The sequence below is a fragment of the Brucella rhizosphaerae genome, from assembly GCF_002252475.1.
GTDB lineage: Bacteria > Pseudomonadota > Alphaproteobacteria > Rhizobiales > Rhizobiaceae > Brucella > Brucella rhizosphaerae.
This window is the reverse complement of sequence record NZ_NNRK01000029.1, coordinates 352857-365098: the sequence shown is the minus strand read 5'-3', so window position 1 is coordinate 365098 and position 12242 is coordinate 352857. Positions and strand designations below refer to the sequence as shown.

Here is a 12242-nt window from a genome sequence, read left to right as displayed (position 1 = left end):
TAAATGCGAAAATTCCTAGTTTTTAGACGTTTCGCGGCCATATCCTTTACTTCATGCCTTTTGGCTGCGTGCCAAATGTCTGCAAACAATCTTGCTTTGACTACGGACACGCTTTCCCAGTCAAAGAAAACCGAGGCCTCACGGCCCCTGTCAATGGCGGGTTCCGCCCCCGTTCCTGCCGTTGACAGGGCAAACGTGACAAGTGCACTCCCTCCCAAGTCGCCGGACCGTGGTTCCCTGACAATGGAAACAGCGGTCCGGCGGGCCGTCGGGTGGCATCCGGTTGTTGATGAAGCTTCCGGCCGGATTTATCAGGCCGATGAACGCATCCGTGCTGCACAGGCTGGCTATTATCCAAAACTCAACGCGGGTGTAAATTCGGGCTATCAAAGCACCAATCGCGAAGGCTGGCGCCCGCAATTCAATGTCTCTGCCTCCCAATTGCTCTATGACTTCGGCAAGGTTTCAAGTGCTGTAGATGCGGAGCGGGCAGGCAAGGACATTAATCAGGCGCGCCTGCTTCTTGCAGTCGATAATCTGTCACGGGACACGGCCAATGCAGTGGTGGAAGTGCAGAGATATCGCAAGCTCTCTGCTTTCGCGCAGGAGCAGGTTGACGGCGTCAAGCGCATAGCCGGGTTGGTCACCGAAAGAACGGATAAAGGTGCAAGCACTATGTCCGACAAAGTGCAGGCGGACGCGCGTGTGGAATCGGCTCTCGCAACCCAACTGCAATATCAGTCCGAACTCAATCGCTGGCAGGTCGCCCTTTCCACACTGATTGGCGGTGGCTCTGCAAATCCCAGTTCCGATGTTCCTGCATGGCTTGGCAAGGCGTGTAATGTTGCGGCTCCCGATTGGGAAGACGTTCCGGCAATGCTGCAGGCCAAGGCTGAGAAAGAAGAAGCTGCCGCCCAATTGGCAGCAAGCAAAGCTGACGCTTTTCCGACCGTGTCACTTGAAGCGACAACCGGTTATGACCTGAATGCTTCCCGCGATAATACGTCGAGCAATGATCGTCAGCCGGAATATTCCGTTGGCGTGAATGTCTCCTCGAGCCTTTATAATGGTGGCCAGACAAGTGCACGCAAACGCGCTGCCACCTATGGGCTGCAATCCGCTGAAGCGGCAATTCTCACCGCGCGTATCGATATGGAGCGCAGTCTCATGGAAGCGCGTAGCCAGATCGGCACATTGAGCCGGCTCATGTTGTCTTTGGAATTGCGCGCCGAAATGATGGTCAAGACACGCGATCTCTATCGGGAACAATATGTGGAACTGGGCACGCGAACTTTGCTTGATCTGCTCAATGCAGAGCAGGAGCTGCACGAAGCGCGTTTTCAGACAGCCAATACAGTGCACGATATCAGACGGCTTAATCTGAATTGCCTCTATAGCTCGGGCAAGATGCGCCAGGGTTTTGGTCTTCAGGCATCAGCATTGCGAGGAGGCGGGAGCAATCAATGAAGCGTGGCGAAAACCCTCCTATCGTGGATCCGTTGCTTGAGCTTGGCCTGACTGGTGAACAGCTGGGCTCCGACGCAGCTTCCAGTTTCAATGTTGAAGATTGGCTGGAAGCTCTGCAACTTATTGCCAAGCATTACCGCATGCCGATGTCGGTGCAGGGTACGAAGCTCGCGGCAGCTGCGGATCTGAACATTGATGACAATGCAAAAATTCGTGCAATGGCCCGTCATATGGGACTTGGCGTCAGGTTGGTTGACCCCGCCAAAATAAGTCTCTCAACCTGGCATCTGCCTTTTGTTTTGATGTTTAAAGATAAGCAACTCGCGGTGGTTCACACACTGTCCAAAGATGGGCAGGCGAGCGTCTGGCTGAGTGGCGAAGAGGGCTTGGAACAGCCGTTTGCGCTGAACGATCTTCTTGCCGAGACTGAGCGGGTTGTTCTCGCCCGGCCATCGAAAACGGTACCGGATGCGCGTGTTGATGCTTACATCAAACCCTATGAAGAGAACTGGCTTCGACGGATCGTGTTTCGCGATATCAGCTCCTACGGACATGTGCTGATCGCATCGCTGATAGCGAACACGTTGGGTTTGGCGGGTGTTCTTTTCTCAATGCAGGTCTATGACCGCGTTGTTCCGGCACAGTCCTTCAATACGCTTTATGTATTGTTCAGCGGGGTTCTGCTGGCAATATTTTTTGATTTCATGATGCGCCGGGCAAGAATGGGCATCATCGACATGCTGGGCAAGCAAAGCGATTTGCAGATGTCCGATGTGGTATTTGGCCATGCTTTGCGCGTGCGCAACCGGGCAAGGCCAACATCGACGGGATCGTTTATTGCGCAATTGCGTGATGTCGATCAGGTGCGCGAATTGCTGACGTCGACAACAGTTTCGGCACTGGCCGATCTTCCGTTCTTCTTCCTGTTTCTCGTTATTTATTCAGCGTTGGTCGGCTGGATGGTCTTCATCCCGCTTGGCGCATTGGTTTTGCTTATTCTGCCGGGATTGTTCCTGCAGCGGCGCTTGAGGGTATACGCCAACGAGGCCATGCGCGAAGCATCTCTGCGTAACGCAATGCTGGTTGAAACTGTGCAAGGCCTTGAAGATATCAAGGGCCTACAGGCTGAAGATCGTTTTCAGCAGCAATGGAATCATTTCAATGCCGTTACGGGCGAAGCTCAGATCAGGCTTCGTGCGCTGACCAATAGCCTCAGCGTCTGGACACAGAATGTGCAAGGCGGCGTTTATGCTCTCACTGTGTTTGTGGGTGCGCCGCTGATCATTTCAGGGGATATGACCACGGGCGCGCTGGTGGGCGCATCTATTCTCGGTTCACGTATGTTGGCGCCGATGGGGCAGTTGTCTCAGATTATGGGGCGCTTGCAACATGCCCGTATTGCCAAGAAGGGCCTTGATCAGCTCATGAAAATGCCGGTCGATCACCCCGATAGTGAAACTCGTATTCACTGCCCGAAAATCGACGGTTCGTATCGGCTGAAAGATGCACTTTTCCGGTATGGCGACGAAAATTCGCTTCCGGTTCTTTTGATTAAGGATTTGAAGATCAAGCATGGCGATCGCATTGCTGTGCTTGGTCGCAATGGTGCTGGTAAATCCACGCTGCTGCTGGCTCTTTCGGGCCTGCTTGATGCAACCGAAGGCGAGGTGCTGCTTGACGATCTGGCACTTCCACAGATCGATCCGGCTGATGTGCGCCGCGATGTCGGGTTGCTGACACAGAATTCGCGTCTGTTCTTCGGCTCGTTGCGGGAGAATATCACTATGGGTGCGCCTGATGCTTCAGATGCGGAGATCCAGCGTGTCCTCGCTATGGTGGGCGCAGACAGCTTTGTGCGCCGTTTGCCCAAAGGATTGGAGCATCTTGTTCAGGAAGGTGGCGGGGGGCTTTCCGGTGGTCAAAAACAAGCGATCTTGCTGGCGCGCCTTCTGATCCGCGATCCATCGGTTGTACTGCTTGATGAACCGACATCGACAATGGACGAAGCAACAGAGCGCCACTTCATCGCACAGTTTGCGAAATGGAGCGTCGGGCGAACCGTTATCATAGCGACGCATCGAATGCGTGTGCTTGAGCTCGTGCACCGTCTGATTGTGATCGAAAACGGGCAGGTGGCGCTTGATGACAGCAAGGAGCGTGGTTTGCAGAGCCTGCTGGGGATGAGCAAAGTAGAGACACCGAAACAGGCGTAATCCGGAGGGATGCAGTATGGCGGCCATTGGCGGAGACTTTGGTGCCTGGGTAAACGGAAGCGAGCAGGGGCTTCAGCTTAAAAAGAAGAAGCGTTTTGTCCGGCTTGTCTTCGTTTTCTTTATCGTTTTGGTGGGTTGGTCTTATTGGGCTTTGCTTGCCGAGGTATCAAACGGCACAGGCAAGGTTGTGCCAACTTCCCAGGAACAGGTCATTCAGTCGCTCGAAGGCGGCGTTGTGGCAAAACTCATGGTGCGACAGGACGATGTCGTTGAACCGGGTCAGATACTGGCGCAACTCGATCCGACAGTAACTGAATCGAACGTGCAGGAAAGTGCTGCAAAATATCGAGCTGCTTTGGCCAGCTCAGCCCGCCTCAAAGCCGAAGTTGGCCAGACGGATCTCGAATTCCCTGCCGAGCTCAACTCATTTTCCTTGTTGAAGGCCGCTGAAATACAGCTTTTCGAGGCCCGTAAGCGCAGTCTCAAGGATGCTTTGTCATGGATAACTGAATCCAAGCAACTTGTGCAGGATGAACTCAACATCAGCCAGTCTCTGAGCAAGATGGGTGCTGCCAGTAATGTCGAAGTTATCCGGCTGAAACGACAGCTGGTCGAATTGCAGCTCAAGGAAACTGAGATAAAGTCCGATTATATAGTGAAAGCACGCGAAGAATTGGCAAAAGCAAATGCGGACGTGGATTCGCTTTCGTCTGTTGTTCGGGGGCGTTCGGACGCGCTTGCGCGACTGACCCTGCGTTCTCCGGTTCGCGGTATCGTCAAGAATATCGAAGTCTCGACAATCGGGGGTGTTGTGCCTCCAAATGGCAAGTTGATGGTTATCGTCCCACTGGATGAACAGTTGCTTATAGAGACGCGCATATCACCGAGAGATATTGCGTATATTCATCCTGATCAGCCGGCGACCGTCAAAATCACTGCCTATGATTATTCAATCTATGGCGGTCTCAAAGGTAAGGTTGTCAGCATTTCCGCCGACACAATCCAGGACGAGGCAAAACCTGAAAATTACTATTATCGTGTGTTCATCAAGACCGACACTGATGCGCTTCTGAACAAGCACGAAGAACGCTTTCCCATCGTGCCGGGTATGGTCGCAACTGTTGATATTCACACGGGCAGCAAGACGGTTCTCGACTATCTCATCAAGCCACTGAACAGAGCGAGCGAAGCTCTGCGTGAACGCTAGGGCACTTCAGTTCGATTGAACCAAATCTGGGCTCTAACTGTTAGTTTTAACGCGCATTCCGCAAACCGTTTCACACTTTTCGGGATGCGCTCAAGGGTTTCTGTCATGCGCATCATAGGCAGCAGGAAATGTTGGTCTGGGTCAGGGCGGGTTTTCTCGCTTGGCTTGTTTATGATCCTGTTCATCTGTCTCAATGCAAAAGCAGAGCAGTTACAGTGGAGCTCAAAGCCAGATTTCGCGATCTGTGAGCAGACGGACGATGCAGTCTGGGCTGAATATACTGCCGGACAGGATTGCATCCGCTTTTTCCCCGCAGGCGCTCTCAAAGATGCTCCTGTCGCAGTGGTCCTTCTGCGCGGAGATACAGAAGGCTGGGTGAGGCGCAAACCCGCTGATATTCCCGATAATACCGCTGAGGCGCAAAAGAACCGCGCGGATAGAACCGCTCAGGCCATCGGCCTGCCGGTGATCGTACTGGCACGGCCTGGAACTTTTGGTTCAAGTGGCAATCATTTGCGACGACGACAGGCAGCGGAGTTTCTGGCACTCAATGCAGCGCTTGATGCCATCCAGAAACGATACGGCATCAAAAGATTCGTGCTGATGGGGCATAGTGGGGGCGCAACGGCTGCAGCAGCGATTCTGACGCTCGGGCGAAAAGACGTTTCCTGTGCTGTTCTGACATCCGGTGCCTTTGGTCTTCTGGAGCGCGCGCAGATCTTGCGTGCCGAAGCCGGTGTTAAACAACGTCCGGGACGGGACACGACCGGTCTTACTTCGCCCTATGATCCGCTTGAGCATATAAGTGGGATAGCGCAGGATTCGCATCGCTCGATCATTGTCATTGGAAATCCAAGAGATCGGGTTGCGCCATTTTCTCTGCAACGGCGCTTTGTTGAGCTGCTCAATCTGAATGGACACGCGGTGCATCTGGTGACCCATGATGCTTTTCCGCCGAATTATCACAATCTGCGTGACAATATCGGTTTGAAGGAAGCCGCCGCCTGCGCGAGAAAAGCGTGATAAAGAATTTGCGCAATGTTGTGGGAGTAAAAGCTACTTCACAGTGAAGTGATGGTAGCGGAGGACGGATTCGAACCGCCGACACAAGGATTATGATTCCTCTGCTCTAACCTACTGAGCTACTCCGCCACACGCGTTGCAGTGAAACAGTTTCGGCGCCGTCTCCAGCGTTTTCCTGAACTGTGTTCATGCAAGGAATGGCGGCGGTATATGTGGGGAATGAAACCCTGTCAAGCACTCTTCGCATAGCTTTCGTCTTGTTTTCCATGATTTGCGTAGATAAGTAACTAGCGGAAAGCAAAGGCTTAGTTTTATGGCACCTCGTATTGCGGTTTTGGGTTGTGGCTATTGGGGCGGCAACCATATTCGTACCTTGAAGAGCCTCGGTGTGCTTCAGGGTGTATCTGACGCCAACCCGGAGAATGCGGAACGATTCGCCTCCGAGTTCAGTGTCCCCAATATTCCCGTCGATGAACTCTTCACGCATCCCGACATTGATGGCATCGTTCTGGCGCTGCCTGCGCAGTATCATGCGCAATATGCGATCGAAGCGGTGAAGAACGGCAAGGACGTTCTGGTTGAAAAGCCGATTGCGCTTGAAGTAGCGGATGCCGAAGCGGAAGTTGAAGCCGCACGCGCAAATGGCCGTATCTTCATGGTCGGGCACATTCTCCGTTTTCATCCAGCTTTTGAAAAGCTGCTCGAAATGGTCAAAAGCGGTGAACTTGGCGATATTCGCTATGTGCATTCGCACCGTGTCGGCTTCGGCAAGTTCCACGACAAGTTCGATGCACTCTGGGATCTGGCGCCGCACGATCTTTCGATGATTCTTGCTATTACTGGCGAAGAACCTTCATCTGTTCGTGGCGAGGGTACAGCTGTTATCGATAAGATCAGCGATTTCGCTCATGTGCATCTCGAATTCCCAAGCGGTATTCGCGGGCATCTTTTTGCCTCCAGACTGAATTCATATCGCGAGCGCCGGCTGAGTGTGACTGGAACCAAGGGCATGCTGGTTTTCGATGATGCTGAACCGTGGGATCGCAAGCTCGCCTTCTACAAGCACGAAGTATGGCGCGAGAATGATCAGTGGGCTTTCAAATCGGTCGATCCGGTCTATATCCCGGTTGAAGAAGGAATGCCGCTAACACGCGAATTGCAGCACTTCCTGCATTGCATCGAAACGCGCGAAACGCCGCGTACCGATGGCAGGGAAGCAATCAGCGTTCTGCGTATTCTGACCGAAGGTTCGGTAACTCATTCCAGGTAATCCGCTTGTGACGAAAGTTTCTGTCAAGCGGTGTTACGAAGTCAGTAAAACTTTGAACGCTCCACCCATGGCAGGGCGGGGCGTGAACGAATAAACAGGTTGCCGTGGATTCGTCTGTTCAGTGGGGCGAACCAGATAAATTGGAGCCAACATGCAGTTTATTGATCTTGGAGCGCAGCGCGCGCGTATCGAAGACCGTCTTAATGCCGCCGTTTCCAAGGTTGTTGCGGAAGGCCGTTACATTTTGGGCCCTGAAGTGGCTGAGTTCGAAAAGAAGCTCGGTGAATATCTCGGCGTTGAACACGTGATCGCCTGCGCCAACGGCACCGACGCCCTGCAGATGCCATTGATGGCGCGCGGCATTGGCCCAGGCCATGCAGTCTTCGTTCCGTCGTTCACATTTGCCGCGACTGCCGAAGTGGTCGCACTTGTTGGTGCGGAGCCGGTTTTCGTCGATGTCGATGCCGACACCTACAACATGAATATCGAGCAGCTGGAAGCCGCTATAGCAGCCATTCGCAAGGAAGGCCGTCTTGAGCCAAAGGCAATCATTCCAGTTGATCTGTTCGGCCTTGCTGCCGATTACAACCGTATTAGCGCAGTTGCGGATCGCGAAGGTCTGTTCGTGATTGAAGATGCAGCTCAGTCAATCGGTGGCAAGCGCGATAACGTCATGTGCGGCGCTTTCGGTCATGTCGGTGCGACAAGCTTCTATCCTGCCAAGCCGCTGGGCTGCTATGGCGATGGTGGCGCCATGTTCACCAACGATGCTGAACTCGCCGACACGCTGCGCTCTGTGCTGTTTCACGGTAAGGGCGAAACTCAATACGACAATGTTCGCATCGGTCTCAATTCGCGTCTCGACACGATTCAGGCAGCAATCCTTCTGGAAAAGCTTGCGATCCTGGAAGACGAGATGGAAGCGCGTGACCGTATTGCCAAGCGCTACAATGAGCTGCTCAAGGATGTGGTCAAGGTTCCGGGCCTGCCTGCGGGCAATCGTTCGGCCTGGGCCCAGTACTCAATTGAAAGCGAAAACCGCGATGGCCTGAAGGCTCACCTTCAGGCGGCGGGTGTTCCATCGGTTATCTACTACGTGAAGCCTCTGCATCTGCAGACAGCTTATAAGCACTATCCGATTGCACCAGGTGGCCTGCCTGTTTCGGAAGCTCTGCCTGCACGTATTCTGAGCCTGCCAATGCATCCGTATCTGTCGGAAGAAGATCAGGACAAGATTATCGGTGCGATCCGTGGCTTCCACGGCAAATAATCCGGGTCGAATATCTACTAGGAAAAGCCCGGCGAAAGCCGGGTTTTTTATTGGATCGCGTTTCACTCTGGTCGGATTATGCACTGGTGTAGTGGTTCTACTGAACAAGGTATCGTTGGAACCGCTTACTCGCTTTTGCTGGAAATGCTTTGTCGTTTGGCGATGCGCGAGGCAACGAAGCGCGCGATAGCCGGGCCTGCAAGCAGTACGATGAAAAAGCGGCTGGTTTGCATGGCGATGATAAACGGCAGATCGACATTACTTGACGCAGCAATGATGGCGACAGTGTCGGCCCCGCCGGGGCTGGTGGCGAGATAAGCGGTGAGCGGGTCAAGACCCAGCACATGGCCTAGTGTCATGCCAAACAAGCCGCAGACGGCAATCAGGATGAGGGCTGAAGCCAGAACCGCCGGAAAGGCTCGCGCTGCGTGCGCGATGATAGCGCGTGTGAAACCCAGACCAATGCGCCAGCCGATGAAGATGTAACTTGCAGCCAGCAGCCAGGGCGGAAGATCAATGATCATCAGACCGGTATCTTGCAGCAATGCACCAAGAGCCAGCGGTACGAGCATCGCTCCCGTCGGAATACGCGATATTTCGCCCAGAAAGGCACCGCAGACGATCAGGGCGAGCGTTGGGCCAAGGGTGTGCCAGTTAATCGCTGGGAACCATTCTACGGCTGCTGGAGTGATTGTTTCGACATCGGCCGTAAACATCACCACGAGCGAAGCGGTGGTTGCGACCAGAACAACCCGCAAATATTGCATGAATGCGATAAGCCGGGCGTCTGACCCGAATGATTCAGCCATCAGCACAATCGCAGTCGCAGCGCCCGGCGAGACACCCCATACGGCTGTGGTGCCGGGCAGGACACGGAAGCGTGCGAGAAGATAACCAATTGTCGTGCTGGCCAGCAGCGTAAAGCCGGTCGAAAACAGGATGATCGGCAGATGCTGCCCCATATTGCTGAAGAATTCAGCGGTCATCGCACGTGCGATTAATAGGCCGACGATAGCCTGTGCAAGCAGGGAAAAAGTTTTATGAACCCGGATCGTGCTTTCACGAGAAGCAAGCAAAATCGCTCCCAGCATTGCGCCTAATAGCAGCGCGGCGGGTAGACCCAGCCATTCCCCGATGAAGATCAGAAATGCAGATGCGATCAGCAGCAGACCCCACTGGACTGGCTTTGGTGTGTTGCTGAAAGTGAATTTATTGCGGGCCTTTTCTTGCCCGGGGGGGACGGGTTTCTGCATCGCGCTTCTTCCCTACAACTAGCCAAGGGCGGAATGCAAATGCGATTTCGTCTTTTTATGCAGATGCCGCGAGATGAGACTATCTCGCGGCAAGCTTCGATTGGAAAATAATCTGCCCGAAGTGAAACGGGGAACGTCGAGATTGTGCTTCAGAAAAAGCGCGCTTTAGAGGACAGTGCCGAATTCCATGCTTACGGGCTCAATGAAAGACAAAAAGGCATCGCATTCGGCGTTGCCTTGCCAGCTTGCGCAGATTTCGATTGCGCGGGGCTGGCTTGCGGCAAAAGCCAGATCAACGAATGTTTCGTCCGCGAGCTTTATGAGGTGTTGTGTGTGCCAGCCTGCCTGATGCGAAAGATGTTTGCTTACCATTGCAGCGTAAGCGTCGCGCATGGCTTGCTCACTTGCGTCTGCTTTTAATCGGAAACGCCCGATTTCTACGCCTTTTCCTGAAGATACCGGCTGTTGAAACACTGTCTGGGTTTCGTAACGGCCTATCGAAACCATCTGTTTCAAGGTTGCTCTGAATGCGGCAAATTCCGGGGCTGTGCCAATGCGCTTCGCGGCCTCAAGGGCATCATCGAGACTGGCCCAGGCGAGGAGATCAACGCGATCCTCGGTGGCGTTGGAGCCGGTAAACGGCATCCAGGAGATGAAGCCGGAAAGGGCGCTGATGTGTTCGCGTGCAGCCTCGCGTTCTTTGTCGGCGGTGGCGGCATCGTTAATCTTATAAACGACGATCTCGAAATATGGGCTGGTCATGATTTGCTCCTGTTTGTTTGGAGCGCTGCAAATACACGGGACCCCTGACAGTTTCTGTCAGGGGTGTGCTATAGGCTTTGCGCATGAAAACACTGCGGCTCTTCTCTCTGCTGGACCGGCTCCGCACTGCATCTGTGCCTGTTTCGGCGGAGGCACTGGCAAATATGCTGGAAGTGTCGGCGCGAACGATCTATCGCGATGTTGTGACGCTGCAATCTATGGGCGCCCCGATCAGAGGTGAATCTGGTCTGGGGTATCAGCTTGAGAAAGGCTATTTTCTCCCACCGCTCCATTTTGATGCCGATGAGCTGGAAGCGATCATGCTTGGAGTGAGGTTGATCGTTGCGAGAGGGGATGGTGAACTGGCGAGCGCTGCTCAGCGGGTTTCGGGTAAAATTAGTGCGTCGATGCAGGCCGGGGCAGGGGAGGTTTATAAAAACCTGCCGCTCAGAGCCGTGTCAAAACTGAGCGACGAGAATAGCAAAGCCAATCTGCATTTATCATTTCTGCGCCGCTGCGTACGCGACAGACTGGTTTTGAAGCTGGAATACCTCGATCTGAGAAATAAAACCACTGAACGCTATGTCCGCCCACTTGGGCTAACAATGTTTGACGCCGTCTGGCTGCTGACCGGATGGTGCGAGAGTCGCAATGATTTCCGGAATTTTCGTCTGGACCGTATCAACAAGGTTGAAGCTACCGGACAGGTGTTCAGGCACCAGAAGGGACAACGCTTCGAGGATTATCTGCTAACATTGTAGCGGACAGGCGCGAAAAAGGCACGGCTTCCCCTCAGAAGCCATGCCTCATTTTCGACTTTGAGAAAGACGCAGTAGCTTTAGCCGATCATGGCGCGGCGCTGGTTGACTGGGCGTTCGACGATTTCGCGAGGCGCTTTGCCACCATCACGTTCTTCGAGTGCTTCTGCCTTTGACAACTCAGTCTCAGCATACACCAGCTCTGCTTCTGCGGCTTCTTTCTGTGACATCAAATCGCGAATCGACCCGAAGAGGTTATCGCGTCGTTGGCGCGCTGCCTTTGCGAAGGTCGGATAGGCGAAATGATTGATGTCAGTGATGCCTGCCTTCTTCTCTTCGGATAGAATCTGGGCGTCGAGTTCTCCCGCCATACGTTCGAACTCGCCGATCATCAGGTCGAGCTGGCCCAGTTGACGGCGCTTTTCCTTCACCTGGAACAGTTTAAGCCTGACGAGGCTTTCACGTGGCTTCATACGCAATACTCCTTGAACACCAACCAGCTTTATCAGAGCCTGTCTCGATCTGGTTTCTGCCAGATCGGCGCCCTAACATTTTGTATTAACGTGCATCTTGTCCGAAAACCGTTTCGCGCTTTTCAGGATGCACTCTAATGTTGGGGCGTTCCCCCCGACTTTATTAACAGGCACATATGCCGGCGATTTTCCTGCAATATGCCGCGAAATCCGTTGCAACGCCTGGCTTTTCAGGGCCTGGGCTTTGCCGCCAATCATAAGAACAGTCTCCATAAGCGAAACAAAAAGTTAAGATTTTGCGCTTTTGGTAACCATTCCTTTACCGGCAACGTTAATCATACGCGTTAGGAATTAAGGCTCGGTAAATCTTGTGTGGTTTTTGGGTAACAGGTGAAACATAGAGTCGAATGAATCACTTAGAAGAATTTCTTAATGTGATTCATAAGCCTCAATAGAATTGAATAATTACATATGATTCAGTCGGATAAGAGTTTTTTCTAAACAGGATAGAATTATGCTTGCCAACACGAATCATATTTTGTTAAC

The 12242-nt window shown here is 53.2% G+C and carries 10 protein-coding genes and 1 tRNA gene; 7 read left to right on the top strand and 4 right to left on the bottom strand.

What is annotated here, in order from left to right:
* The first annotated feature begins 243 nt into the window (after positions 1 to 243).
* The 4 genes from CEV32_RS14485 (at position 244) to CEV32_RS14470 (ending at position 5910) form a co-directional block, all read left to right on the top strand.
* On the top strand, positions 244 to 1467 hold the full coding sequence (locus CEV32_RS14485; protein WP_235818828.1) for a TolC family outer membrane protein: 1224 nt from the start codon (positions 244 to 246) through the stop codon (positions 1465 to 1467).
* Positions 1464 to 3680, top strand: coding sequence for a type I secretion system permease/ATPase (locus tag CEV32_RS14480; RefSeq protein ID WP_094577794.1), 2217 nt, complete (start codon positions 1464 to 1466; stop codon positions 3678 to 3680). The genes CEV32_RS14485 and CEV32_RS14480 overlap by 4 nt, the downstream gene beginning before the upstream one ends.
* A 16-nt stretch (positions 3681 to 3696) precedes the next feature.
* On the top strand, positions 3697 to 4887 hold the full coding sequence (locus CEV32_RS14475; protein ID WP_094577793.1) for an HlyD family type I secretion periplasmic adaptor subunit: 1191 nt from the start codon (positions 3697 to 3699) through the stop codon (positions 4885 to 4887).
* A 171-nt stretch (positions 4888 to 5058) separates the two neighbouring features.
* On the top strand, positions 5059 to 5910 hold the full coding sequence (locus tag CEV32_RS14470; RefSeq protein ID WP_235818827.1) for an alpha/beta hydrolase family protein: 852 nt from the start codon (positions 5059 to 5061) through the stop codon (positions 5908 to 5910).
* Between the two features lie 52 nt (positions 5911 to 5962).
* On the opposite strand, the gene CEV32_RS14465 is transcribed toward CEV32_RS14470, so the two are convergent.
* Positions 5963 to 6039, bottom strand: a tRNA-Met gene (locus tag CEV32_RS14465).
* 184 nt (positions 6040 to 6223) lie between these two features.
* Between CEV32_RS14465 and CEV32_RS14460 the strand changes: the two genes are divergently transcribed.
* Complete coding sequence (locus CEV32_RS14460; protein WP_094577791.1) at positions 6224 to 7180, top strand: Gfo/Idh/MocA family protein; 957 nt, start codon at positions 6224 to 6226, stop codon at positions 7178 to 7180.
* 151 nt (positions 7181 to 7331) lie between these two features.
* Positions 7332 to 8450: a DegT/DnrJ/EryC1/StrS family aminotransferase gene (locus CEV32_RS14455; RefSeq protein ID WP_094577790.1), complete on the top strand. Its 1119-nt coding sequence runs from the start codon at positions 7332 to 7334 to the stop codon at positions 8448 to 8450.
* Between the two features lie 125 nt (positions 8451 to 8575).
* Here the strand turns inward: CEV32_RS14455 and CEV32_RS14450 are convergent, their stop codons facing one another.
* A complete protein-coding gene (locus CEV32_RS14450) occupies positions 8576 to 9703 on the bottom strand; it encodes an AbrB family transcriptional regulator (RefSeq protein WP_094577789.1) in 1128 nt (375 codons plus the stop codon).
* A 165-nt stretch (positions 9704 to 9868) separates the two neighbouring features.
* A complete protein-coding gene (locus tag CEV32_RS14445) occupies positions 9869 to 10465 on the bottom strand; it encodes a hypothetical protein (protein WP_235818826.1) in 597 nt (198 codons plus the stop codon).
* An 83-nt stretch (positions 10466 to 10548) separates the two neighbouring features.
* Between CEV32_RS14445 and CEV32_RS14440 the strand changes: the two genes are divergently transcribed.
* The gene (locus CEV32_RS14440; protein ID WP_094577787.1) at positions 10549 to 11226 is read left to right on the top strand and encodes a helix-turn-helix transcriptional regulator; all 678 of its coding nucleotides are present in this window, start codon (positions 10549 to 10551) and stop codon (positions 11224 to 11226) included.
* Positions 11227 to 11303: 77 nt separating this feature from the next.
* Here the strand turns inward: CEV32_RS14440 and CEV32_RS14435 are convergent, their stop codons facing one another.
* A complete protein-coding gene (locus CEV32_RS14435) occupies positions 11304 to 11696 on the bottom strand; it encodes a hypothetical protein (protein WP_024899365.1) in 393 nt (130 codons plus the stop codon).
* Between the last annotated feature and the right edge of the window lie 546 nt (positions 11697 to 12242).